The organism is Pseudomonas hygromyciniae (assembly GCF_016925675.1).
Taxonomy (GTDB): Bacteria; Pseudomonadota; Gammaproteobacteria; order Pseudomonadales; family Pseudomonadaceae; genus Aquipseudomonas; species Aquipseudomonas hygromyciniae.
This window is the reverse complement of the sequence record NZ_CP070506.1, coordinates 4,986,999-5,011,951: the sequence shown is the minus strand read 5'-3', so window position 1 is coordinate 5,011,951 and position 24,953 is coordinate 4,986,999. Positions and strand designations below refer to the sequence as shown.

The window sequence follows — 24,953 nt, the reverse complement described above, 5'->3', positions numbered from 1 at the left end:
ATTTGGCGCCCTCTATGCGCCGGAATGCTAGTCATTAGCAAATACAAGTAAATTCCATTTACAACTTTTACACTTTGGCCAGGTGACGATTCGGCCTTCTGAAAACAAAAAAAGCCCCTCCCGCCAGACTGATGCGCAATCTGGCGGGAGAGGCTGTACAACTCGGTATTACCGCGATTCCCTGTGGGAGCGGGCTTGCCCGCGAAGACGGTGGGTCAGCACCTCATTCAGTGGCTGACACGCCGCCTTCGCGGGCAAGCCCGCTCCCACACAAGCCCGTCCCCACAGGGGTTTAGGCCACGAACTGCTCCGCGTGATGGCAAGCCACTTGGCGGTTGTCCAGTTCACGCAGCAGCGGTTCTTCACTGCTGCAGCGCTCGGTCGCATACGGGCAGCGCTTGTGGAAGGCGCAGCCAGGTGGCGGGTTCAGCGGGTTGGGCAGTTCGCCGACGATCTTGATTTTCGGCTTGTTCGGGTCCGGGTGAATGGTCGGGGTGGCCGACAACAGCGCCTGGGTGTACGGGTGCAGGGGACGTGCGTAGATGTCTTCCTTGGGGCCCACTTCCACCGGGCGGCCGAGGTACATCACCATCACGTCATCCGCGACGTGTTGCACCACCGCCAGGTTGTGGGAGATGAACACGTAGGCCGTGTTGTACTGCTGCTGCAAATCCATGAACAGGTTGAGCACCTGGGCCTGGATCGAGACGTCGAGGGCCGAGGTCGGCTCATCCGCCACCAGCACTTTGGGTTGCAGCATCATTGCCCGGGCCAGGGCGATCCGCTGGCGCTGGCCACCGGAGAACATGTGCGGGTAGCGCTGATAGTGCTCAGGGCGCAGGCCCACCTGCTTCATCATCGCCTGGACTTTTTCCCGGCGCTCGGCCGCGGACAGGTTGGTGTTGATCAGCAGCGGCTCGCCCAGTTGATCACCGACTTTCTGCCGTGGGTTCAATGAGGCATAAGGGCTCTGGAACACCATCTGCACGTCTTTGCGCAGTTGCTTGCGCTGGGCCTTGTCGGCGCCGGCGACTTCCTGGCCGGCGATTTTCAAGGATCCGGACGATGGCTCTTCAATCAGCGTCAGTGCCCGGGCCAGGGTGGATTTGCCGCACCCGGACTCACCCACTACGGCGAGGGTCTTGCCGGCTTCCAGCTCGAACGACACGCCATTGAGGGCGCGCACGGTGGCGTGGCCCTTGAACAGGCCACGGGACACTTCGTAGTGACGGGTCAGGTCGCGGGCGGTAAGAACGACGGCCATTACGCCACCTCCTGGTTCAAGGGGTAGAAGCAGCGCACAAGGCTGTGGGCTTGCGGGTCCAGGGTCGGACGAGTCTGGCGGCAGCTGTCCTGCACGTACGGGCAGCGTGGTGACAGCAGGCAGCCTTGCGGGCGGTCATAACGACCGGGAACGATGCCAGGCAAGGTTGCCAGGCGCTCGGCGCCCATGCTGTGTTCCGGGATCGCCGCCAGCAATGCTTCGCTGTACGGGTGCGCCGGTACCTCGAACAAGCCCGGTACCTGGCCGACTTCCACCGCTTGGCCGGCGTACATCACGCACACGCGCTGGGCGGTTTCCGCTACGACTGCGAGGTCGTGGGTAATGAGCACCAGGCCCATGTTCTGTTCTTTTTGCAGGGCCAGCAGCAGTTCCATGATCTGCGCTTGAATGGTCACGTCCAGCGCCGTGGTCGGTTCATCCGCGATCAGCAGTTTCGGTTCGCCGGCGATGGCCATGGCGATGGCCACACGCTGGCTCATACCGCCGGACAGTTGGTGCGGGTAGGCATCCATGCGGCTGGCAGCGCCTGGGATTTCGACTTTTTCCAACAGTTCGATGGCCCGCTTGCGCGCTTGCTTGCTGGACATTTTCAGGTGCAGGCGCAGCACTTCTTCAATCTGGAAACCCACGGTGTAGCTGGGATTCAGCGCGGTCATCGGGTCCTGGAACACCATCGCCAGGTCTTTGCCGACGATCTGCCGACGCTGACGGTTGCTCAGCTTGAGCATGTCCTTGCCGTCGAAGGTCAGCGAGTCGGCGCTGACGATGCCGGGATGCTCGATCAGGCCCATCAGCGCCATCATGGTCACGGATTTACCCGAGCCCGACTCGCCAACGATGGCCAGTACTTCGCCTTTGTCCACGGACAGGTCGAGACCATCGACCACTGGCACGGCAGTCTTGTCGCCGAAGCGCACATTGAGATTCTTGATTTCTAGCAGTGACATGGGAATCTCCTCACGCGGCATTCTTGAGTTTCGGGTCCAGCGCATCGCGCAGTCCGTCGCCCATCAGGTTGATTGCCAGCACGCTGAGCAAAATGGTCAAGCCAGGCAGGCTCACGACCCACCAGGCGCGTTCGATGTAGTCACGGGCCGAAGCCAGCATGGTGCCCCACTCGGGGGTTGGCGGTTGGACACCAAGGCCGAGGAAGCCCAGGGCCGCGGCATCGAGAATCGCCGAGGAGAAGCTCAAGGTGGCCTGCACGATCAGCGGTGCCATGCAGTTGGGCAGCACGGTCACGAACATCAGGCGCGGCAGGCCGGCACCGGCCAGGCGCGCGGCCGTCACGTAGTCACGGTTGAGCTCGCCCATCACCGCCGCGCGGGTCAGGCGCACATAGGATGGCAGCGACACAATGGCAATCGCGATCACGGTGTTGATCAGGCCAGGGCCGAGGATGGCGACAATCGCCACGGCCAGCAGCAGGGACGGCAGGGCCAGCATGATGTCCATCAGACGCATGATGGTGGGGCCGAGCAGACGCGGGAAGAACCCGGCGAACAGCCCCAGCAGGATCCCCGGAATCAGCGACATCACCACCGATGACAAGCCGATCAGCAACGACAGGCGTGAGCCCTGGATCAGGCGCGACAGCAAGTCACGGCCCAGTTCGTCGGTGCCCAGCAGGAACTGAATCTGCCCGCCTTCGAGCCACGACGGCGGGGTCAGCAGGAAGTCGCGGTATTGCTCGCTGGGGTTATGGGGCGCGACCCACGGGGCGAAGATCGCGCAGAACACGATCAGCAACATGAACAGCAGGCCGGCAACCGCGCCCTTGTTCTTGGAGAAGGCTTGCCAGAATTCTTTGTACGGGGACGGGTACAGCAGGCTTTGATCGACTGCTGACACGGGAGTTGGTGTGGTCATGGTCATGATCTCAGCGCTGGTGACGGATGCGAGGGTTGGCGAAGCCGTAGAGGATATCCACCACGAAGTTCACCAGGATCACCAGGCAGGCGATCAGCAGGATGCCGTTTTGCACCACCGGATAATCCCGGGCGCCAATGGCTTCGATCAGCCATTTGCCGATGCCGGGCCAGGAGAAGATGGTCTCGGTCAATACCGCGCCGGCCAGCAGCGTGCCGACTTGCAGGCCGACCACGGTCAGTACCGGGATCAGTGCGTTGCGCAGGCCGTGTACGAACACCACGCGCGCCGGCGACAGGCCTTTAGCCTTGGCGGTACGGATGTAGTCTTCGCGCAGTACTTCAAGCATCGATGAGCGGGTCATCCGCGCAATTACCGCCAGCGGGATGGTGCCGAGCACGATGGCCGGTAGGATCAGGTGGTGCAGCGCATCCCAGAACGCGTCCGGCTCGTCGGCCAGCAGGGTGTCGATCAGCATGAAGCCGGTGCGTGGCTCGATGTCGTAGAGCAGGTCGATACGCCCGGAAACCGGGGTCCAGCCCAGGCTCACCGAGAAGAACATGATCAGGATCAGGCCCCACCAGAAGATCGGCATCGAATATCCCGCCAGGGAGATGCCCATCACCCCATGGTCGAACAGGGATCCTCGCTTCAAGGCCGCGATCACCCCGGCCAGTAGCCCGAGGATGCCGGCGAACAACAGGGCGGCCATGGACAGTTCCAGGGTCGCGGGGAACAGTGCGCTGAACTCGGTCCACACGCTGGTCCGGGTGCGCAGGGATTCGCCGAGGTCGCCCTGGGCGAGCTTGCCGACGTAGTCCAGGTATTGCGCATACAAGGGTTTGTTCAAGCCAAGGCGTTCCATTGCCTGGGCGTGCATCTCGGGGTCAACCCGCCTTTCGCCCATCATGACTTCTACGGGGTCGCCGGGGATCATGCGAATCAACGCAAAAGTCAGCAACGTGATGCCGAAGAACGTTGGGATCAACAACCCCAATCGGCGGGCAATAAAACTAAACATCGTGGTATCTACCTCAGTCAGCCGGTTAGGCAGGTCCGGCACCGTCAACGTCGACGGTGCCGGGCGTCTCTTATTACTTCACCTGGGTGGTGGCGAAGTTATTGTTGGTCAGCGGGCTTTGGATATATCCCTCGACGTTTTTACGCATGGCGGTGAACATTTTCGGGTAGGCCAAAGGGATCCACGGTTGGTCCTTGTCGAAAACCTCCAACGCTTGTTCATAGAGTGCGGCGCGCTGTGTGGGTTCAGCGATGGCACGGGCCTTGTCGATCAAGCCCTGAAACTCTTCGTTACACCAGCGGGCGTAGTTTTCGCCGTTTTTGGCAGCATCGCAACTCAAGTTAGGCGTGAGGAAGTTGTCTGGATCGCCGTTATCCCCGGCCCAGCCGGCAGAGACCATGTCGTGCTCGCCAGCCTTGGCGCGCTTGAGCATTTCGCCCCATTCCATGACCTTGATATTGACCTTCAGACCAATCTGCGCCAGATCCGCCTGCATGCGCTGGGCGCCAAGCATCGGGTTGGGATTGGTCGGGCCGCCGCCGTTGCGAGTGAACAGGGTGAACTCGGTACCTTGCGGTACACCGGCTTCCTTGAGTAGGGCGCGGGCCTTGTCCAGGTCGCGGGTCGGGTTTTTCAGCTTGTCGTTGAAGCCTAGCAAGGTCGGCGGGTACGGGCCGGTGGCGTCGACGGCGTTGCCTTTGCCGTACAGGGATTCGTTGTAGCCTTGTTTGTCGAACGCGATGTTGATCGCGTGACGCACCCGCGCGTCGCTCATGTACTTGCGGGTGGTGTTCATGGCGGTGTAGGCGGTGGTCATCGCCGCCAGCTCCGAGACCTTAAGGTTCGGATCGGCCTTGATACTCGGCAGGTCGTCGGGTTTTGGATACAGGGCGATCTGGCACTCATTGGCCTTGAGCTTTTGCAGGCGCACGTTGTTATCCACCGCGATGGCCAGGATCAGCGGGTCAGCGGGCGGCTTGCCGCGGAAGTATTCCGGGTTGGCCTTGAAGCGCACTTGGGCGTCTTTCTGGTAGCGGGTAAAAATGAACGGGCCGGTGCCGATTGGTTTGCTGTTGAGCTCGCCGGTCTTGTTGGCGGCCAGCAGTTTGTCGGCGTACTCGGCCGAGTGAATGGCGGTGAACGGCATTGCAACATCGGCCAGGAACGGTGCTTCGGGGCGGGTCAGGGTGAAGACCACGGTGTGGTCATCGGTCTTCTCGACGCTTTTGAGCAGTTCCTTGAAACCCATGCTTTCGAAATAGGGGAAGCCGGTGGTGGACTTGTCGTGCCACGGGTGTTTCGGGTCCAGTTGACGCTGGAAGCTCCAGAGCACGTCGTCGGCATTCAGGTTGCGCGTGGGGGTGAAGTAATCGGTGGTGTGGAACTTGACGTCATCACGCAGGTGGAAGGTATAGGTCAGTCCGTCCTCACTGATGTCCCAGGACTTGGCGAGTGCGGGCCTGATTTCAGTGGTGCCGGGCTTGAAGTCCACCAGGCGGTTGAACATGGTTTCGGCGGCGGCATCGGCGGTGACGGCCGTGACGTACACGACCGGGTCGAAGCCTTCCGGACTGGCTTCGGTGCAGACCACCAGCGGCTTGGCCGAAATGCCCAGGGCCACACTCAGCAGTGCAGCGGTCATGGCAGCTTGTAACGGGAGCATTTTCATCGAAGAGCCCTCTGCGATCGATTCAACCACACAAATGTAGACGGCAGGCTCGTCCTGAGCCCGCCGTCTACCTGGTGCGAATTAAAGAATGTTGAATGGGACGGTGGTAACCAGACGGAATTCTTTGACGCTGCCGTCGAACTGGTTGGCGCTGCCACGGTGTTCAACGTAGGTGGCACGAATCGCCGTGGCTTTGAGCGGGCCGCTCTGGACCGCGTAGGCCGCGCCAACACCGTATTCCTGGTGTTTCTCGCCGTCTTGAGTTTCGATGCCGGTGTAGGCGTAAGCACCATTGCGGTTACCGGTGTAGTGGGTACCGTCAATGCCCCAGCCGCGCGCCGAGTAGATGTTGAACTTCAGGCCTGGCACGCCGTATTCGGCCATGTTGATGGCGTAGGCGACCTGGAAGGATTTCTCGTTCGGGCCGTTGAAGTCCGACGTCAGGGAGTTGGCCAGGTAGATGCCGTTGGTTTCGTGCAGGTAGTCGAAGTACTCGTTACCGTTCACTTGCTGATAGGAGAAGGTCAGGCTGTGAGCCTGATGCGCCAGGCCGAGGGACAGGGAGAAGGTGTCGTTGTCGATTTCCCCCATCAGCTTTTTGCCTTCGTCGACGGTTTTGTAGTAGTTGAAGCCAGTGGTCAGGGCCAGTTGCTGGCTGTCACCCAGTTCGTGGGTAGCGCCAAAGTAGTACTGGTTCCAGAAGTCCTTGACGTTGGCGCCGAAGACGCTGGTTTTCAGGCTCGCGAACGGCTGGTAGTTGGCGCCCAGGGTGTAGACCTTGTCGGTTGTAGCGCTTTTGGCGCCTTGTTGGCTGTACTCGCTACGGAACTTCGACAGGCTCTGCTCGGACCGTGGCGAGACGCGGTCAAACACGCCACCCTGGAACGACAGGTTGCTGAACTCTGCGCTGTTGAAGCTCACACCTTGGAAGCTCGATGGCAGGGGACGGTTGCCGATGTTGTCGACAATCGGCGTGCTGAAGTTCTGGCGGCCGGCGGTCAGTGTGGTGTTCGACACGCGGAACTGCAAGTTGGCCAGGCCCAGTTTGCTCCACTGGTCTACGGCATTGCCGTCAGAGTCAGCCAAGGTACGGTTGGAGCCGCCCTTGATATCGCGTTTGCTGCGATCGAGAACCAGAGCGTTGTACACCGCTACTTCGGCCTTGACGCCCACAGTGCCCTGGGTGAACCCCGAGCTGGCATTGATGATGGTGCCCTGGATCCAGTTGGTACGGTTGCGGTCGGTCTTCGTTACACCGTGCTCTTTGTATTTGAAGCTGCCCCCGCGGTACAGGTGTTCATTGGAGTACCAGTTGCGCGTACTGCCGCCCAGGCTGAAGTCTTCGATAAAGCCTTTTGCCTCGCTTTGGGCGCTGCTGCCGGCCAGTGTGGTTGGAACGAAGTCCTGGCTCGCGGATTCGGCATAGGCGGTTGCCGTGACGCTGCTGATGGCCATGGCCAGTAGCACTTTGCTGCTTAGTTTCATGGGTGGAGCTCCTTTGGTTCTCTTTTTTTAATGCCGGCCTTATTAGGTGAACCGGCTATTGGGTGTGTAACTCTTCAAGCCTTTGCAAACGTTTGCTGTAGGAGATTTCACGAATTACAGCTGCACGTTTGCAGCAGAGCCAACTTCGCTCTGCGCATCCGGTTATTTTCTTATGGGGTAATACTGACGCCCGAGAACACGTTGCGGCCGAAGGGGCTCACTTTGAAGCCTTCGACCTTGGTGCTTAACGGCTGGTTGACCGTCGAGTGGGCGACAGGCGTGATCGGCACCTGCTGTTTGAGCAGTTGCTGCGCCTGTTTGTAGAGAACAGTCCTTTGTTCGCGGTCGGTGACGACCTTGGCTTGCTTGATCAGCTTGTCGTACGCAGGGTCGCACCACATCGAGTAGTTGTTCCCGCCGATGGCGTCGCAGCTGTAGAGGGTGCCCAGCCAGTTGTCCGGGTCACCGTTATCGCCGGTCCAGCCAATCAGGCTGACATCGTGCTCGCCGTTCTTGGTGCGCTTGATGTACTCGCCCCATTCATAGCTGACGATCTTGACCTTGAGGCCGATCTTGGCCCAGTCGTTTTGCAGCATCTCGGCCATCAGCTTGGCGTTGGGGTTGTACGGGCGCTGGACCGGCATCGCCCACAGGGTGATTTCGGTGCCTTCCTTGACGCCCGCAGCCTTGAGCAATTCCTTGGCTTTTTCCGGGTTGTAGGCGGCGTCCTTGATGCTGTCGTCGTAGGACCATTGGGTCGGCGGCATGGCATTGACTGCCAACTGCCCGGCGCCTTGGTACACGGCGTTAAGGATGCTCTGCTTGTTCACCGCCATGTCCAGCGCCTGGCGCACTTCGAGCTGGTCGAAGGGCTTGTGCCGCACGTTGTAGGCGATGTAGCCGAGGTTGAAGCCAGGCTTGGTCAGCAGTTGCAGGTTGGGGTCGGCCTTGAGCGCGTCGACATCAGCCGGGCGTGGATGCAGGGTGACCTGGCATTCATTGGCCTTGAGCTTCTGTACCCGCACCGACGCGTCGGTGTTGATGGCGAAAATCAGTTGGTCGAGCTTGACCTTGCTCGGGTCCCAATACTGTTTATTGCCGGCGTAACGGATCTGCGAATCCTTCTGGTAACGCTGGAACACGAACGGCCCGGTGCCGATCGGCTTCTGGTTGATATCGCTGGGTTTGCCGGTCTTGAGCAGTTGTTCGGCGTATTCCGCCGAGAGGATTGCGGCGAAACTCATGGCGATGTTTTGGACAAACGCAGCGTCGACCGTATTGAGGGTCATCACCACGGTGTACGGGTCGGTTTTCTCGACCTTGGCGATGTTCTTGTTCAGGCTCATCCCGTTGAAGTACGGAAACTCGGTGGGGTAGGCCTTGCGAAACGGATGGTCGGGATCAAGCATGCGATTGAAGGTGAACAGCACGTCATCGGCATTGAAATCCCGTGTCGGCTGGAATTCCTTGTTGCTGTGGAACTTCACCCCTTCGCGCAAGTGGAAGGTATAGGTCAGGCCGTCTGGCGAGATATCCCACTTGGTAGCCAGTCCTGGGACGACCCCGGTTTCGCCCTTTTCGAACTCAACCAAGCGGTTGTAGATCGGTTCGGCCGCATCGTTGTCGGTGGCGGTGGTGTATTGCGCAGTATCGAACCCGGCCGGGCTGCCTTCGGAGCAGAACACCAGGCTTTTCTTCTCGGCAGCCTGGCCCATCGAAGCGACGGCCAACAGGCTGGTACCCAATATCGCGGATAGAACGGTGGTATGGCGCATGACGGTCCCCAATCCATGTTTATCGTTTTCGTCAGTGAACAGTCGCCACGCCTTACCTGGCATGGCGAAAGCACTGCTCCCATCCACAGCAAATGCCGTATCGGAACTGCGTATTTGCCTACCGCGACGTTAGGGAACGCGGGAAGGACAGTAAATGCGCAGAACCGGACAGACCTTGTAGGGATCGGACGTTACCTTTGCAGTTAGCTGCTGTAGGTCGGCAGCGACTGCGAGCGTAGTCCGATTCCTAGTGTCTTGGCGGATGCAATAACGGCGACGTTACGAAACGTCGCCGCTAAAGATCACTACTTGCTGACGCTCACCCCGTAGAAGGAATTCAAGCCAAACGGGCTGATCTTGAAGTCCTGCACGTTGTTGCGCATGGGTTGATACACCGTCGAGTGTGCGATAGGTGTCATGGGGACTGCGTCTTTGAGGACGTGTTGCGCCTGTTTGTACAGTTCGGTGCGCTTGGCGACATCCGACGTGGCCTTGGCTTCTTTCACGATGCCGTCGAATTTTTTGTCACACCATTTGGAGAAGTTGTTGCCGGCCAGGGAGTCGCAGCCAAACAGTACGTTCAGCCAGTTGTCAGGGTCACCATTGTCACCGCTCCAGCCGATGATCATGGCCTGGTTCTCGCCGCCCTTGGAGCGCTTGATGTACTCGCCCCACTCGTAGCTGACGATGTTGACCTTCAAGCCGATCTGCTTCCAGTCGTTCTGCAGCATCTCGGCCATCAGCTTGGCGTTGGGGTTGTACGGACGCTGGACTGGCATGGCCCACAGGGTGATTTCGGTGCCTTCCTTGACGCCGGCTTCCTTGAGCAATTCCTTGGCCTTGGCCACGTCGTGCGGGACGTCCTTGATGGTCTCGTCATAGGACCACTGGGTCGGCGGCATGGCGTTGACCGCCAGTTGGCCTGCGCCCTGGTAAACCGAGTCGATGATCTGCTGCTTGTTGACCGACATGTCCAGGGCCTGGCGTACGCGTAGGTCGGCCAGTGGGTTGGCCGCAGTCTGGCCTTTGAGCACAGGCATGACGTTGTAGGCGATATAGCCCAGGTTGAAACCGGCCTGGTGTGGCAGTTTCAGGGTCTTGTCTTCGCCCAGGGCCTTGAGGTCGGCTGGACGTGGGAAGAGGGTGACCTGGCATTCATTCTTCTTGAGTTTCTGCACGCGTACCGACGGGTCGGTGGTGATGGCGAAGATCAGGTTGTCGATCTTCACGTCTTCAGGCTTCCAGTAATCCTTGTTGCCGGTGAAGCGGATGTTGGAGTCTTTCTGGTAGCTCTTGAACACGAACGGGCCAGTGCCTACCGGCTTCTGGTTGATCTCCTGGGGCTTGCCTTCCTTCAACAGTTGGGCGGCGTATTCGGCCGACTGCAGCGAGGCGAAGCTCATGGCCAGGTTCTGGATAAACGCGGCGTCCACGGTGCCAAGGGTGAACTTGACGGTGTGGTCGTCGATTTTCTCGATGTTCTTGATGTTGGTGTCCATCCCCATGTCCGTGAAATACGGGAACTCGGTGGGGTAGGCCTTACGGAATGGATCGTCTTTGTTGATCATCCGGTTGAAGGTGAAGAGCACGTCGTCGGCGTTGAATTCGCGCGTCGGCTTGAAGTATGGCGTGGTGTGGAACTTGACCCCTTCGCGCAGGTGGAAGGTGTAGGTCAGGCCATCTTCGGAAACGTCCCACTTGGTGGCCAGGCCAGGAATCACGGCGGTGCCGCCACGCTCGAACTGGCTGAGACGGTTGAACATGGTTTCGGCCGAAGCATCGAAGTCTGTTCCGGTGGTGTACTGGCCTGGGTCGAAACCGGCCGGGCTCCCTTCGGAGCAGAACACCAGATTAGTCGCCGCCTGGGCGAAAGGTGCAGCGGCCATTAAACCGGCGCTGACTAAAAACGGAATGACTGCGTGTTTAAGCATGTTGGCCTCATGATTTGTTGTCATTTTTGGAATTGAGGGCGACCTCGTGAGTCGGCCTGCGGATACTTATGCAGGCCCCATACCCAATGCAAGACGTTGAGAGGCAACAAGCGGCAAAGAGTGGTACGAACGTACAAGAATGTCGCATTCATATAATTTTCGACATAAATCTGTATTTTTGATGTTTTTTTCGGTGCGCGCAGTGCACTAAATCGGCCCAACCGAGGTGTCTGGCGCACTCGGTTGGGGCGTGATTGTTACTTATTCAGACTTACGCCATAGAACGGCGTCAGCCCAAACGGGCTGATTTTGAAGTCCTGGACCTCCTTGCGCAGTGGCTGGAAAACCGTCGAGTTCGCAATAGGCGTTATAGGTACTTGATCTTTAAGTATTTTTTGCGCCTGTTGATACCACTTGATGCGCTCGTCACGGTTGCTGCTGAGCTTGGCCTTCTGCACCAGTTCGTCGTACTGCGGGTTACACCATTTTGCATAGTTGCTGCCCTTTACCGCCGCACAACTGTAGAGCACGCCAAGCCAGTTATCCGGGTCTCCGTTGTCGCCGGTCCAGCCGTAAATCATCACATCGTGCTCGCCGTTTTTCGCGCGCTTGATGTATTCGCCCCACTCATAGCTGACGATATTGGCGGTGATCCCGACCTTGGCCCAATCCTGCTGGATCATCTGCGCCGACATGCGCGCATTGGGATTGGAGGCGCGTTGCACGGTCATCGCCCACAGGTTGATGGTGGTACCGGGTGCAACCCCTGCTTCTTTTAGTAGCGCCCGGGCCTTGGCTGGATCGTGCGGCGCGTCCTTGATGTTGGGGTCATAAGACCACTGGGCCGGAGGTAGCGCGTTTTGCGCCAATTGTCCGGCACTTTGGTACACCGCTTGGATAATCGCCGGCTTATCGATGGCCATGTCCAGGGCCTGGCGCACCTTGAGTTGATCCAGTGGCGGATGGGTCACGTTATAGGCCAGGAAGCCCAGATTGAAGCCTGCCTGTTGCAGCACGCGCAGGTTGGGATCCTGCTTCATCACCTCTATATCCGAGGGGCGCGGATAGCCGCTGACCTGGCATTCGCCGGCCTTGAGCTTTTGCAAGCGCGACGCGGCGTCGGGGGTGATGGCGAACACCAGGTTGTCGAGCTTCACATCCTCAGGCTTCCAATACTGTTTATTGGCGACGTAGCGAATCTGCGAGTCCTTCTGGTAGCGTTTGAACACAAACGGCCCGGTGCCGACCGGCTTCTGGTTGATATCGGCGGCCTTTCCTTGTTTGAGCAACTGCGCGGCGTACTCCGCCGATTGCACGGAAGCAAAGCTCATGGCCAGGTTCTGCACGAAAGCGGCGTCGACGTTGTTGAGGTTGAAACGCACGCTGTGTTCGTCGAGTTTTTCCACGCTTTTGATCGTGGTGTTCAGGCCCATGTCGGTGAAGTACGGCGATTCGGACGGGTACGCCTGGCGGAATGGGGTGTTGGCGTCCAACAGGCGCTGGAAGGTGAACAGCACATCATCGGCATTAAAGTCGCGGGTCGGTGTGAAGTACTCGGTGCTGTGGAACTTGACCCCGTCGCGCAGGTGGAAGGTGTAGGCCAGGCCGTCCTCGGACACCTCCCAACGAGTCGCCAGTCCCGGCTCGACTTCGGTCCCGCCGCGCTTGAACTGGGTCAGGCGGTTGAACACGGTTTCGGCCGAGGCATCAAAGTCGGTGCCGCTGGTGTATTGGCTGGGGTCGAAACCGGCGGGGCTGGCTTCGGAGCAGTAGACCAGGGTGCTGGCGGCATGGGCCATGGGCGTCAATGCCAACAACCCCGCAGCGAGGAACAGTGTTTTCAAGGCGTTTTTTTCCATGCAGACCCCTGAGATGGCAGGTATATAAGGCTGCCCATACGAAAAACGGCAGTCACCGAGGTTACCGCCGTTCAGGGGATCAGGTAAGTGGCCGTTGTAGCCGTGCCTTGGCTACGAGAGCGTCACGACCTCGATAGTGGTGGGCGCGTCCTTGTCGATGGTGAACTGGCTGTCGAGCTCGTTCCCTTCGCGTATCGTGAACGTTCTCTTGATGATCACCTCCGCGCCAGGCACCCGGTTGATGTCTTTTTCCGGGTTGGACAGGTGTCCTTTGGATGTGATTTGGACCGTCGTCACGTTGCTGGAAGCGTCGTGATGGACGTGGAACTGGGTGTCGTCAGCGCCAAAGTAGTAGCCATCTTGCAGTACCGAGCCACCGTTCAAGTCAATGGTGGCGGGGGCTATCGAACCTTGATGAGCGACCTCGGAAATACGCGCACGCAGGTCGCGGTCTGGAATTGTGCGCTCGAACTGCGCCAGCCTCGCTTGCCTGATGCCCTCGGCTGAGTTCGCTGTGGCGTCCAGTGGGTGGCTGACGGATAACCCGTTTTCTGTGGTGGTGACGGTGTAAGGGTTACGGTTTATATCCAAAACAAAGTTGGGTGAGTACTGGCTCGCACTGTGCTCCGTGGGCTGTGCCTTTTCTCCGGGCTCAACGGAAAAGCCAGTCTCGTCGATGTTCCAGGAAACCCTGAAGTTTGTTTTGATGACGCCTTTATCCTCGAAATTGCTGCTGGCGAACTCGTAGCTGGATCCCGCTTTAATTTTCAAGAACTCGTCGATCTTGGTGGCGCCTGTGATTGGTTTGCCGTCGAGATCGAGAAAATGATTGGCAAAAGATGGTGGGAGCTTCATGGCTTCGCTGGGGGTTGGTGAGCCGCTGCGCCCCGGGAACCACTTGATGCCGCCGTTGCCATTGGCTGAGACCCACTCGCCATTGCCCGAAGAGTGGACAGTCATCACGGGTCGCCTGGTTTGCGGGTCAATGATCTGCACATAGCCGTTGCTCAGTTTGAAATCCCCTCGGATCTCATACACGTTGCTGATGCCGGTGGCGTCGGTGTAGCGGATTAACCAGCGATCTGCGTTGGTGGTTGCATCCTTGACCTGATAAATCCCCTTGGCGTTGGGTGTCACATTTTCAATCAACTGCTCGCCATTTGGCAGCGCATGCTGGCTGATATGCCCGGCCTGGCTTGGGCGCAAGGGGTTGGCAGGTTGGGCCTCGCTCGGAACGGTGACTTCATCGGTATTCTTTGCGGGCTTGGGGGCGTGCACGAACTCAAAGTCGTTTGTTTGTGAGTTCTGCTTCCATTGGTAATCTTCGGCTCTTGGTACGCCAGGGACTTTGGCGGGTTCACCTAGCCCGGATTCGACGGCACCTGGCGCAAGTTCGTGGGCCAGTTGCAGACCTGATATTACCGCCGCTGCATTGCCGCCCACACGATCCTGCGCCGTCATGCCGTAGAGACTGTCATGGACGCCGAAGACAATATTGCCAGTGTTGCCAATTACGGGAACGTATCCGAAAGTATTACCCCAGAAATCTTTCGCCGATTTCCAATCTTGCTGTGACGAACCAAACACCTGAGTTTGGTCGGACCATAATGCATTCTTGGCGTTCACCGCTTGGTATTGGGCGGCCACACCGCTGTAAAGGCTGCCGAACTTCAACTGATAGTCGCTGCCCCGGGCTCGGGTGTAATTGAATAGTTGCGCAGCCGGTATCTCCTCATCTGAAACCAGGTTGTGATATCCGGGGAAGTGGGCGTTGGCGCCCGAGATTAATGTGTCAAGCACATACCCCGCGCTGGGCCAGTGTGAATCCTTGCCTCCTTGGATATCTCGGGTGTTGAAGTTCCTCAGCAAGTTGTCGTGGTTGTCTTTAGCCCAGCTTGCAAAGTCCGCGTCGCCACGTATTTCACGCACGGCGCCATTCTTCAGGTCTAACATCAACCCTTGGTTGGGCCTGTTTTTATAATTTCCGTCATAGGGGGTGTACGGAATAAAGGCATAGCCTGATAGGGGATAGCCGTAGACATTTGGAATGATGACTTGGCCGTTTTTATCCAGTGTCCGCGCCACGGCTTCTTGCCCTTCAGGGCTCAAGTTTTTAAAACTCTGTGTGTCACTGCGCAGGCTTTGCAAGGTTCCCCGTACAGCGTAGGCGTCCGCTTCTCCCGAGAGGCTTGCCAGTGGTCCCGAAGGGTCGCGCATGGGTGTGGATATTTCATGCTCCCAATGGTTTTGAAGAGTTTTGCCCGCTGCCTCCAGATTATCGACCTTGCTTTTATCCTTTGGATCTATCTCCATCTCGTTGAAGTTGATCGGGCCACCCCGTTCCACTTTATCGTGCGCTAGAGCACCTGCTGCGATTTCCCATGCAAAGTAGGTGCGCTTTGAGGTGCTACTCAGATTTTCGGGTTTCCCTATGCCAGTGTATGAGGAGAACGTCACCGTGATTTTTTCATGCGGGTCATAGCCTGCGGCCAATAAACCACCGCTGAAGTAGCCGGCCGGCTCCATGAACAGGCGAGCGTTCTGGAACCTGACGCTCCTTTCACCTTGGTTGATGCTGGGTATTTCTGAAATCAGCGTCGTTACGCGAAAAGCATAGTCATCAATACGCTGCTTGCGCTCTTTCAGGGTGTAGTCAGCCGAGGGCGAAGCAGCAGTATCTGAGCCGTAGATAACCCTTTTGTGGACTGCTATTTCAGGATTCCTAGTAGCCAGCGACCGACTCCTCTCTCCTCCCGTTGCATTCTGTGGAGAGGATGTGCTGACTGCACGACTCTGCCGACGATGTGCGCGGACGGACGTTTCGGTGGGGGTGATATCCGCGGGCAGTAGATTGACGGCTGATAATGAATTAGCTGTTGTTGAGTGTGGTAGAGCGGACGCAGGATTTATATTCATGAAGGCCTCGCTTTATTCGTGGGTTTCATAGTGTTATTCGTCTGTCGCCAAGCAATAGCATCGATGTGCAGGTTGCTTTATCAGCTGCCAGTATTTTGATGTGGGGTCAGATCATATTTCGTGGATCTTCTGGGGAACCCCTTCATCCCTATGAAAGCCCGTATAAAGTTGCCTCTATATCGGTATCTCAGGCATAGGTATTTGCACCAGTCATCCTGATAGTGCCTGGCTACCCTGTCCTTGGATCAAGTCTCTTCAGTGAGGTTTGTTGCACTGCGCCGGAGCGCCAAACAGGTATGGATAGTTCCTGTAAGGGGGCCTATTAAATATCTAATGAGCTGGCTAAAGTTGGCTTAGCTAGGTGGCAATGTGCAGGGGGATGGTTCAATTTTTATGCTTGGGTTTTAGGCGCAATTGATAATGTAAGTAAAGGCCTACATCGATCGGGTTGTTCCTTAATCTGCATTGCGCAGCCGTTGATCTTGCGACGCAACAGCAGGCCAAAAAAAACGGCACAAGCGATTAGGCTGTGCCGTCTTTATAGGTTGAAGCGGTTACTGCAAGACTTCGATCACCCCGTCCGCACTCATGCTGACCTGGCTGGTGCCAGCCTCGACTTCAGGTGTGGGCGCCGAATCCATCGCCGCAGCCTTCATCATCATGCCGCCACGGGCGTAGGGCTGTGGATAGCCATTGGTATTGAAGTTCAGGTTGACGATCTTGTAGCCCTTGCCGCCCAGCGCGTCAGTGGCCAGTTGTGCACGGGCCTTGAACGCGCTGACCGCTTCCTTGAGCAGTGCATCTTCGCTGGCCTTGCGGGTTGGGTTGGCGATGGCGAAGTCCATACTGTCCATTTTCAGGTTGGTCAGCATCTCGCCGGTGAGTTTGGACAGCGCAGCGAAGTCCGAGCTTTCCATGCGCAGCTCAGCGCGTTCACGCCAGCCGGTGATCTTCTGGTTCTTGTTGTCGTAGATCGGGTAGCTGTTACGGCTGCCCTGGCGCAGGGTCACGCTCTTGACTTCGCGGGCCTGGGCCAGCGCCTTGTTCATGGTGGTGGTGATTTCGGCGGCCAGCTTGCCCGGGTCGCTGTTCTGGGACTCGGTGTACAACGTAACGATCATCTGGTCACGGGCCACTTCCTGGCTGACTTCGGCACGTAGGGAGATCTGGTTGTAGTGCAGTTGATCGGCAGCCAGTACGGGCAGGCTGGCGAGGCTGCCAACACTGAGGGCGATAACGGTGGCACTGCGAGTGAAACGTGACATGGAAGCTCCTTGAGTGTGATCGTGTTCGGTAAGACTGTAGACGGGGGAGTCGGGTTCGTCGGGTTACAAATTCTCTACATCTGGGTACGATGCCGACGAGCGGTCAAGTTCGCCTCGAGCCGTCATAAAGCCATGACCTGCGTCAAAGGGCCACACACGCGCTGCCTGTACCGTCGCTTCGTTTATACTTGCTGCGATCCGCCTGGAGCGCTCATCAGGAGAGCTCATGCTCGCCCCCGTACAACTGACTTCCGCCACTCGCCAGAACCTCTGGCGCCTGACGTTTATCCGCACCCTGGTACTGGCCGCACAGGCCGGCTCCGTCGGGCTCGCCTATTGGTTTGAGCTGCTGCCGTTGCCCTGGCTGCAACTGTGGGTGACTTTGGCTTTTTCCACGGTGTTGTGTGTGTTCACGGCCATCCGCCTGCGCACCACGTGGCCGGTGACGGAGCTGGAGTATGCCCTGCAACTGGCCTGTGACCTGTTTATCCATAGTGTGTTGCTGTATTTCTCCGGCGGCTCCACCAACCCCTTCGTCTCCTATTACCTGGTGCCGCTGACCATCGCCGCGGTGACATTGCCGTGGCGCTATTCGGTGATCCTGTCGGGTATTGCCTTGGCGCTGTATACCTTGTTGCTGGCGCAGTTCTATCCCCTGGAAACGTTCCCGATCGCCCGGGAAAACCTGCAAATCTACGGCATGTGGCTGAGCTTTGCGCTGTCGGCGGCGGTGATCACCTTTTTTGCTGCGCGCATGGCTGAAGAGCTGCGGCGCCAGGAAGAACTGCGCGCTATCCGCCGCGAAGAGGGCCTGCGCGACCAGCAACTGCTGGCAGTGGCGACCCAGGCCGCCGGCGCGGCCCATGAGCTGGGTACGCCGCTGGCAACCATGAGCGTGCTGATCAAGGAAATGCGCCAGGACCATCACGACCCGGCGCTGCAAGACGACCTCGGCGTGCTGCAGGAACAGGTCAAGCAGTGCAAGCAAACCTTGCAGCAACTGGTGCGCGCCGCCGAAGCCAACCGGCGCTTGGCGGTGGATATGCAAGACGTCACCCAGTGGTTGGACGAAGCGCTGAACCGCTGGCACCTGATGCGTCCCGAAGCCAGTTACCGTTTCCATCTGCTGGGGCAGGGCGCAGTGCCTCGCATGGCGCCACCGCCGGATCTGACCCAGGCGTTGCTGAACCTGTTGAACAATGCAGCCGACGCCTGCCCGGAAGGCCTGGAAGTGCAGCTGGACTGGGATGCGGAAAACCTCACCATCAGCATTCGCGACCACGGCGCCGGTGTGCCGCTGGCCATTGCCGAACAGATCGGCAAGCCATTTTTTACCACCAAGGGCAAAGGCTTCGGCCTGGGCCTGTTCTTGAGCAAGGCCAGCGTGACCCGCGCTGGCGGCTCGGTGAAACTTTACCCCCATGAGGAAGGCGGCACGCTCACCGAGCTGCGCCTGCCCCGTGCTGCACGAGGAGACATCGATGAGTGACGAGATCCAAGTCGAAGGCGAAGAACTGCCGCACCTGTTGCTGGTAGATGACGATGCCACCTTTACCCGCGTGATGGCGCGAGCCATGAGCCGTCGTGGGTTTCGCGTCAGCACCGCAGGCTCCGCCGAAGAAGGCCTGACTATCGCCCAGGCCGACCTGCCGGACTATGCGGCACTGGACCTGAAAATGGATGGTGATTCGGGCCTGGTGCTGTTGCCCAAATTGCTGGAACTGGACCCGGAAATGCGCGTGCTAATCCTTACCGGGTATTCCAGCATTGCCACCGCCGTCGAGGCGATCAAGCGCGGTGCCTGCAATTACCTGTGCAAGCCGGCCGATGCCGATGATGTGCTGGCTGCGCTGCTCTCCGAGCATGCCGACCTCGACACCCTGGTGCCGGAAAACCCGATGTCGGTGGACCGTCTGCAGTGGGAGCACATCCAGCGTGTGTTGACCGAGCATGAAGGTAATATCTCGGCCACCGCCCGTGCTCTTGGCATGCACCGCAGGACACTGCAGCGCAAACTGCAAAAGCGCCCGGTTCGGCGCTGAAGGGCGAATCAGAGCGCTGGGTACTGCGCGTCTCAATGACGGGGTGCGTGGGTCATTTGAAGTAAGGTGGGGCGGCTGATCACGTCTGGCAGCCGCCGCAACGCAGATGGCTTGAGCTTTGATCATTTATGTTCGCTGCACGCTGTTCTGGGCTGAGTGTATTTATTGACGGCTGAAAACTTTCCGGGCTTTTTTCCGCCGTCAAAATATTACGTCATGCTTGTATGCTACTTTCAGAACATTGCGAAATAAGGCTCATGAACCGGTCCTTGGGAAGTGAATCGGCTTGTATACAATTCTAACAATCTCATATTTCGGCGGATCCTCTGCAGGCGCAGTATTGATTTGGACCAACTGACCATTGGCTTTTTTGAGTTCTGGAATTGCATAGCCGTTCAAAGCATCTTGCAGTTTGATTTCAGCCAGGTTTTCTGCATTTTCAAGAGAGATTGTTGGATCTGACTGCATAATTTGAGTCACGACCTGATCTCGAATTTTTTTCATGGCTGTTGAACCGAAACTGAGGGTCACCGTCCCATCGTAAGCTTTTACCGGCTTATTGATCTCTTTTTGAAACTTTGCCGCAAACGAATTGCCTCGCCCCTCCGCAGAGTGACACATTATAAGACGCACAGAGTCATATCTTTCCGGGTCTATGCCTTTGTCTTTCAATAGGGCGACTAATTTTTGAGGCGTGTAGCCTTTTCCATCGATGACAACCTGCGATCCATTGCCTAAGAACTTATCAGCCCAACTTGGTTTGGAACCATGGGCAACAATGTTAAGTCGCTTTCCGGATTTGTAGGTGTCTACATAGGTATGGACTTCGTTGGAGACATATTTTAGCTCATTCATCGGGCCACCCATTTGAACGACAGTAATCGGACCTGTTTCGCTCGCTATGTCCGTACCAATCACCCCATTGTCAGGGTTCTCTGGAGGTTGGGGTGGTTCTTGGTCCGGGGGCGATGCAGTGTCTTCTGGGGCTTTGAATTCACCGATAGACTGCTCCCGGGCTTTACCTATGACTCTGGGTATCGCCACTGTCGCTGCGTTGAACAGGCCGAATACAATTCGATCAGTACCTTTGGCCTTGTTATGTAGGTTGTCATCAACTCCGATGCTGGCAGTTACGCCGCCACTGGCGAGATAAAAAGTGTCCAGGGCCAATGCGACTTCAGGTACCACGAAAGCCAGTGGAGTTAAAAATAGAGCAACTTTCGAAGTCTTTGTCAGGCCATCAATGATGTTCTTCTTGGTCTCGTCTCTGTCACTGGTTATTTTGACAGCCGCATCTGCATAAGAGCGATCTTTCTGGCGTTTTGTGACTTCTTGGAACGGTAGGTTGTTAGGTTCTGTGGTGATGAATTTTTCAGGATCCCATTTACCGCTAAAGGCCCGATGGTCATAGGAAAGTATTCCTCCCGGGGTTTCACGTGTTTCAGGCCAGGTACCGAGGCCGATCAGTGTTTCGTCTAACCCGGCTCGCTCCCAGCCGTTGGGCTTGTCTTCAAGCTTAAAGTGTGAGGCCAGGGCATCGCGCTTGGCAGGATCAGCCATTTGTTCGGCGAGCCACTTCTTCATCTCTGCCTGGCTATTGAAACTGTGAATGGGTGAGGAGTTTCCGGGTATATAAAGAAGGGTGAGGGGAGGAATCCTCTTCCCGTCGTTGTCAAACGTTACCTTATTGTCAGTAATGTATATGAGGTCGGTCGATTGATATTCTCCGAGCTTGAGCAACCCGACTTCAATGTTGGGGTCCTTGGGGGGATTTTTTTGTAAGTCATCATAAGTAATGTCAGGCCATGATTCCTGGTTGCCTGATAATCCGGCGGCTCGCATGATCAGTTCTCGACCATCAGTAGTCAAGCTGCCTTCTTGATGTTGAGTCATGGCTGACTTGACGAATGACGCTTTGGCCAGCACCGGGTATTTTTCTATGTGGGTGCTCCAGAACTCATCCAGAAAGTTAGTATAAGGCTGTTTAAAGTCAGCCTGCCAAACAAGGTTTTTGAACTCTTTCGGGGTAATTGAACTCTGGTTGGTAGAGTTATATGTCTGTGAGGGAGCGTCGGACGATTCTACATAAATTCCTTGATAAGTATGGGTAACATCCGCGTCTTTTCGATAAGGGGAAAACCGGGTTGAGAAGTCAAAGATACCTGGGTTGTTCATGGGTAAACTGTTCTGGATTTTTACATTAGGACCGCCAGCGAAGAATGGGATCTTGTATCCCTTCCCAGTGGGAGTATCTTGCGCATTTTTGATCAACGCTTGCGTCAGTGAAATACGCTGGATACCCTTTGCCGGGTAAGGCTCTTCCCCCACACTGTTATAGTCGTAGGTCACTAGGTAGGTATTGTCGGGATCAATATCCCATTTCTCCTTGTTAGCGGGGTCTTTCTTTTTCAACTCTGCAAATTTTTCTTTGAGAAAATCAGATGCTTCTTGTTCGACAGTTTTAAATGCACTGGAAATATGCTTTGCAACGGGGTCAACATTTATGTTGAGACCCACATCAATGGGGGGTGGTACTTTTTGACTATTCTCGACATCTTTGCCAGGGGTGGGGTCAACGCTCACCTCAGTGTAACCTCCACCTTGTGTTGGGGGGGGGGCCTGACTTCCTGCACTAATTGCTGATCCGCCTGCGCGCTGGAATCAATTGAACGTTTGTTGCGATTGCCCGTATTCGATGCAGTTGGTTGATCGTTGGCTGAGTGATTCCAGGGAGTGGCTGAGGCGGTCTTGATTTGCATAAAAGGGAACTCGTAGCGCGTGTCGGAGGAGTAGGGCTTAGTTTCGTCCGTTGTGTGGTCGCGTACGTAGGAAGAGTTCCAGGAATAGCTATGGAGAATACATTTCCCTTGTCAGAAGTTTTGCAGGTCTTTCTCCATCAGGTTCGCAGTGCAGATTGCAAGGCGCTCAGTCTGGCGCTGAACGGCGACTGAACAGTTTTCCTCAGGCTGCACGGAGCCCTAAACCTGAGCAATGAAGGACGCTGAGTATTCCTCGGGCATGGACGAAGAGGATGGGCGACGTTGTACCAGCGCTGATTGCTGAACTGCTGGGCTTGAGCATCGTCAACGTCGGACAGCGTGCCAGCCTTGAGAAAATAAAAAAGCCCGCCACCGAGTGATCGGTGGCGGGCTTTTTATCGCTTGAAACCTTATTACTTCTTCAAGCCGTAATGCTCATCCAGCATGCCGGGGGCGTTCGGCGTTTTTGGCGCGTAGTCCCGTGGTGGCTCCTGATTTTCCCGTGGCGGGGTCAGGCGTTCCCGTGGGGCTTGCGTGGCATCGGAATGCAGCGCGGCCAGCAGGCGCTGACGAGTGATGTCGTCCAGGGCCAGGCGGTTGGCGCCATCGGCGATGTGATCCTGTACTTCCTGGTAGCTCTGGGTGAGCTTCTTGACCAGGGTCGCGGTGCTGTTGAAGTGGGTAACAACCTCGTTCTGATAACTGTCAAAACGTTCCTGAATGTCATCCAACTGACGCTGCGTGCGGTTAGGCGCGGCATTCGGCAGCAGGCGAGCAACCAGGAATCCAATGGCGACACCGGCAACCAGGGCAAGAGTCGGCAACAACCAAACTAAGAGCGAGTGTTCCACGAGTCCTTCCTCTATAAACGGCTTTGCTTTACGTTAACGGCTCGGACCTGCGCTGTATACCGCGATTAAGCTCGCAATGATGCCATGCACAGACTTTAGCTAGACGAGTCGACCCTTTGAGAGGTCACGGAGTTCATTCCTTGCTCATGCGTGAAACCCCTGTTTTGATCGATGGCCCGGTAGGCCAATTGGAAGCCCTGTATCTGGATCACCCCGAGCCACGTGGCCTGGCGCTGATCTGTCACCCTAATCCGGTGCAGGGCGGGACCATGCTCAATAAAGTGGTATCGACCCTGCAACGCACCGCCCGCGATGCCGGTTTGATTACTTTGCGTTTCAATTACCGTGGCGTGGGTGCCAGCGCTGGTAGCCATGATATGGCCAGCGGTGAAGTGGACGATGCCGAAGCCGCCATCACTTGGCTGCGTGAAAAACACCCGAGCCTGCCCATCACCTTGCTGGGTTTCTCGTTCGGTGGATTTGTTGCCGCAAGCCTTGGCGGGCGCCTGGAGGCCAAGGGCGAAAAACTCGCGCATCTGTTTATGGTGGCTGCGGCCGTCATGCGTTTGCGTGATGAGGACGTGCTGCCACAGGACTGCCCGTTGACCGTGATCCAGCCGGAAACCGACGAAGTGGTCGAGCCGCAACGGGTCTACGACTGGTCCGCAGCCCTCAAACGCCCCCATGAGCTGCTGAAAGTGGCAGAATGCGGGCACTTTTTTCATGGCAAGCTCACCGATCTCAAGGATCTGGTGCTGCCGCGCCTTTCGAATTGATAGCAGTCTGATAAGCGATTACCCATGACGACGCGTACCCGTATCCTCACCGGCATCACCACCACCGGCACCCCGCATCTGGGCAACTACGCGGGTGCCATCCGCCCGGCGATCCTCGCCAGCCAGGATGCCAATGCCGATTCGTTCTACTTCCTGGCCGATTACCACGCCCTGATCAAATGCGATGACCCGCAGCGCATCCAGCGCTCGCGTATGGAAATCGCCGCGACCTGGCTGGCCGGTGGCCTGGATGTGAACCGGGTGACGTTCTATCGTCAGTCCGATATCCCGGAAATTCCCGAGCTGACCTGGCTGCTGACCTGCGTTGCAGCCAAGGGCCTGCTCAACCGTGCCCACGCCTACAAGGCCTCGGTGGACAAAAACCTGGAGAACGGCGAAGACCCGGATGCCGGGATCAGCATGGGCCTGTACAGCTACCCGGTGCTGATGGCGGCGGACATTCTGATGTTCAACGCACACAAGGTGCCGGTCGGCCGCGATCAGATCCAGCACGTGGAAATGGCCCGTGATATCGGCCAGCGCTTCAACCATCTGTTCGGCAAGGGCAAAGAGTTCTTCACCATGCCCGAGGCGTTGATCGAAGAAAGCGTCGCCACCTTGCCGGGCCTGGATGGGCGCAAGATGTCGAAAAGCTACGACAACACCATCCCGTTGTTCACCAGCGCCAAGGACATGAAAGACGCGATCTCGCGGATCGTCACCGACTCCCGCGCGCCGGGCGAAGCCAAGGATCCAGATAACTCTCACCTGTTCACCCTGTACCAGGCGTTCGCCACCCCTGAGCAGGAACAGCAACTGCGCAGCGAACTGCTCGACGGCTTGGGTTGGGGCGAGGCGAAGAACCGTCTGTTCCAACTGCTGGACGGCCAGTTGGGCGAGGCGCGCGAGCGTTACCATCAATTGATGTCGCGCCCTTCGGATATGGAAGACCTGCTGCTGATCGGTGCCAAGAAGGCCCGGGCCGTTGCCGGTCCATTCCTGCAAGAGCTGCGTGAAGCGGTGGGCCTGCGTTCGTTCGTCAACCCGGTCAGCGAGGCGGTCAGCACCAAGAAGAAGGCGGTGAAGGCTGCGCGTTTTGTCAGCTTCCGTGAAGACGACGGTAGCTTCCGCTTCCGCCTGCTGGCGGCTGACGGCGAGCAACTGTTGTTGTCGCGCAACTTTGCCGACGGCAAGGCGGCGGGTGCAGCCACCAAGCAGTTGCAGTCCGGCCAGGCGCTGGATGTGCGCAGTGAGGCCCTGGGCTTCAGTGTGTGGCTTGAAGGCGCCTGTATCGCCGACAGCCCGGCCTTCGCCGACAGTGCTGCGCGGGATGCCGCCATCGAAGCTGTGCGCGTGGCGTTGACCCCAATCGAGGACTGACCCGACCAAGGGTTGATTGCCATTATTCAGGGCCGTCGTTACAGTGACGGCCCGTTTTTGTTGCCTTGCT

Annotated in this window: 17 protein-coding genes; 4 read left to right on the top strand and 13 right to left on the bottom strand. The window is 57.5% G+C overall.

Translation table 11 applies throughout. The features are described 5' to 3' along the window. Positions 1-292 precede the first annotated feature (292 nt). The 11 genes from JTY93_RS22410 to JTY93_RS22360 form a co-directional block, all read right to left on the bottom strand. Complete coding sequence (locus JTY93_RS22410) at positions 293-1,264, bottom strand: peptide ABC transporter ATP-binding protein (protein ID WP_029291946.1); 972 nt, start codon at positions 1,262-1,264, stop codon at positions 293-295. Further along, a complete protein-coding gene (locus JTY93_RS22405; RefSeq protein WP_205476374.1) occupies positions 1,264-2,232 on the bottom strand; it encodes an ABC transporter ATP-binding protein in 969 nt (322 codons plus the stop codon). The genes JTY93_RS22410 and JTY93_RS22405 overlap by 1 nt, the downstream gene beginning before the upstream one ends. 10 nt (positions 2,233-2,242) lie before the next feature. Beyond that, positions 2,243-3,154: an ABC transporter permease subunit gene (locus JTY93_RS22400; protein WP_205476373.1), complete on the bottom strand. Its 912-nt coding sequence runs from the start codon at positions 3,152-3,154 to the stop codon at positions 2,243-2,245. A gap of 10 nt (positions 3,155-3,164) precedes the next feature. After that, positions 3,165-4,175, bottom strand: coding sequence for an ABC transporter permease subunit (locus JTY93_RS22395; protein WP_032860135.1), 1,011 nt, complete (start codon positions 4,173-4,175; stop codon positions 3,165-3,167). 73 nt (positions 4,176-4,248) lie between these two features. Continuing rightward, positions 4,249-5,844, bottom strand: a complete 1,596-nt coding sequence (locus JTY93_RS22390) for an ABC transporter substrate-binding protein (protein ID WP_205476372.1) — start codon at positions 5,842-5,844, stop codon at positions 4,249-4,251. Positions 5,845-5,925: 81 nt separating this feature from the next. Beyond that, entirely contained in the window at positions 5,926-7,329 is a 1,404-nt protein-coding gene (locus tag JTY93_RS22385; protein ID WP_205476371.1) for an OprD family outer membrane porin, read from the bottom strand. A gap of 170 nt (positions 7,330-7,499) precedes the next feature. Beyond that, on the bottom strand, positions 7,500-9,044 hold the full coding sequence (locus JTY93_RS22380) for an ABC transporter substrate-binding protein (protein ID WP_375373138.1): 1,545 nt from the start codon (positions 9,042-9,044) through the stop codon (positions 7,500-7,502). 365 nt (positions 9,045-9,409) lie between these two features. Further along, positions 9,410-11,035: an ABC transporter substrate-binding protein gene (locus JTY93_RS22375; RefSeq protein WP_169999525.1), complete on the bottom strand. Its 1,626-nt coding sequence runs from the start codon at positions 11,033-11,035 to the stop codon at positions 9,410-9,412. Positions 11,036-11,292: 257 nt separating this feature from the next. Beyond that, a complete protein-coding gene (locus JTY93_RS22370) occupies positions 11,293-12,894 on the bottom strand; it encodes an ABC transporter substrate-binding protein (RefSeq protein WP_205476369.1) in 1,602 nt (533 codons plus the stop codon). A gap of 111 nt (positions 12,895-13,005) precedes the next feature. Then, on the bottom strand, positions 13,006-15,810 hold the full coding sequence (locus tag JTY93_RS22365) for a hypothetical protein (RefSeq protein WP_240344231.1): 2,805 nt from the start codon (positions 15,808-15,810) through the stop codon (positions 13,006-13,008). A 554-nt stretch (positions 15,811-16,364) separates the two neighbouring features. Further along, the gene (locus JTY93_RS22360) at positions 16,365-17,075 is read right to left on the bottom strand and encodes an SIMPL domain-containing protein (RefSeq protein ID WP_205476368.1); all 711 of its coding nucleotides are present in this window, start codon (positions 17,073-17,075) and stop codon (positions 16,365-16,367) included. A 226-nt stretch (positions 17,076-17,301) separates the two neighbouring features. Here JTY93_RS22360 and JTY93_RS22355 point away from each other — a divergent pair, with 226 nt between their 5' ends. Together JTY93_RS22355 and JTY93_RS22350 are read left to right on the top strand one after the other, a co-directional pair. Beyond that, complete coding sequence (locus tag JTY93_RS22355; RefSeq protein ID WP_205476367.1) at positions 17,302-18,564, top strand: ATP-binding protein; 1,263 nt, start codon at positions 17,302-17,304, stop codon at positions 18,562-18,564. Next, positions 18,557-19,117, top strand: coding sequence for a response regulator transcription factor (locus tag JTY93_RS22350; RefSeq protein WP_029291924.1), 561 nt, complete (start codon positions 18,557-18,559; stop codon positions 19,115-19,117). The genes JTY93_RS22355 and JTY93_RS22350 overlap by 8 nt, the downstream gene beginning before the upstream one ends. Positions 19,118-19,372: 255 nt before the next feature. Here JTY93_RS22350 and JTY93_RS22345 read toward each other — a convergent pair whose 3' ends face one another. Both JTY93_RS22345 and JTY93_RS22340 read right to left on the bottom strand, forming a co-directional pair. Further along, on the bottom strand, positions 19,373-21,700 hold the full coding sequence (locus tag JTY93_RS22345) for a dermonecrotic toxin domain-containing protein (RefSeq protein WP_205476366.1): 2,328 nt from the start codon (positions 21,698-21,700) through the stop codon (positions 19,373-19,375). 589 nt (positions 21,701-22,289) lie between these two features. Then, positions 22,290-22,727 (bottom strand): Z-ring associated ZapG family protein, encoded by a 438-nt coding sequence (locus JTY93_RS22340; RefSeq protein ID WP_205476365.1) that lies wholly within the window; start codon positions 22,725-22,727, stop codon positions 22,290-22,292. A gap of 146 nt (positions 22,728-22,873) precedes the next feature. Here JTY93_RS22340 and JTY93_RS22335 point away from each other — a divergent pair, with 146 nt between their 5' ends. Both JTY93_RS22335 and JTY93_RS22330 read left to right on the top strand, forming a co-directional pair. Continuing rightward, positions 22,874-23,503, top strand: a complete 630-nt coding sequence (locus JTY93_RS22335) for an alpha/beta hydrolase (RefSeq protein WP_205476364.1) — start codon at positions 22,874-22,876, stop codon at positions 23,501-23,503. Positions 23,504-23,527: 24 nt separating this feature from the next. Continuing rightward, positions 23,528-24,883, top strand: coding sequence for a tryptophan--tRNA ligase (locus JTY93_RS22330; protein WP_169994695.1), 1,356 nt, complete (start codon positions 23,528-23,530; stop codon positions 24,881-24,883). Positions 24,884-24,953 lie beyond the last annotated feature (70 nt).

What these genes read in the sequence shown, in the direction of transcription:
- JTY93_RS22410 (WP_029291946.1), bottom strand. Translation starts at nt 1,264, where the DNA reads ATGGCCGTCGTTCTTACCGCCCGCGACCTGACCCGTCACTACGAAGTG.
- JTY93_RS22405 (WP_205476374.1), bottom strand. Translation starts at nt 2,232, where the DNA reads ATGTCACTGCTAGAAATCAAGAATCTCAATGTGCGCTTCGGCGACAAG.
- JTY93_RS22400 (WP_205476373.1), bottom strand. Translation starts at nt 3,154, where the DNA reads ATGACCACACCAACTCCCGTGTCAGCAGTCGATCAAAGCCTGCTGTAC.
- JTY93_RS22395 (WP_032860135.1), bottom strand. Translation starts at nt 4,175, where the DNA reads ATGTTTAGTTTTATTGCCCGCCGATTGGGGTTGTTGATCCCAACGTTC.
- JTY93_RS22390 (WP_205476372.1), bottom strand. Translation starts at nt 5,844, where the DNA reads ATGAAAATGCTCCCGTTACAAGCTGCCATGACCGCTGCACTGCTGAGT.
- JTY93_RS22385 (WP_205476371.1), bottom strand. Translation starts at nt 7,329, where the DNA reads ATGAAACTAAGCAGCAAAGTGCTACTGGCCATGGCCATCAGCAGCGTC.
- JTY93_RS22380 (WP_375373138.1), bottom strand. Translation starts at nt 9,044, where the DNA reads ATGGGCCAGGCTGCCGAGAAGAAAAGCCTGGTGTTCTGCTCCGAAGGC.
- JTY93_RS22375 (WP_169999525.1), bottom strand. Translation starts at nt 11,035, where the DNA reads ATGCTTAAACACGCAGTCATTCCGTTTTTAGTCAGCGCCGGTTTAATG.
- JTY93_RS22370 (WP_205476369.1), bottom strand. Translation starts at nt 12,894, where the DNA reads ATGGAAAAAAACGCCTTGAAAACACTGTTCCTCGCTGCGGGGTTGTTG.
- JTY93_RS22365 (WP_240344231.1), bottom strand. Translation starts at nt 15,810, where the DNA reads ATGAATATAAATCCTGCGTCCGCTCTACCACACTCAACAACAGCTAAT.
- JTY93_RS22360 (WP_205476368.1), bottom strand. Translation starts at nt 17,075, where the DNA reads ATGTCACGTTTCACTCGCAGTGCCACCGTTATCGCCCTCAGTGTTGGC.
- JTY93_RS22355 (WP_205476367.1), top strand. Translation starts at nt 17,302, where the DNA reads ATGCTCGCCCCCGTACAACTGACTTCCGCCACTCGCCAGAACCTCTGG.
- JTY93_RS22350 (WP_029291924.1), top strand. Translation starts at nt 18,557, where the DNA reads ATGAGTGACGAGATCCAAGTCGAAGGCGAAGAACTGCCGCACCTGTTG.
- JTY93_RS22335 (WP_205476364.1), top strand. Translation starts at nt 22,874, where the DNA reads ATGCGTGAAACCCCTGTTTTGATCGATGGCCCGGTAGGCCAATTGGAA.
- JTY93_RS22330 (WP_169994695.1), top strand. Translation starts at nt 23,528, where the DNA reads ATGACGACGCGTACCCGTATCCTCACCGGCATCACCACCACCGGCACC.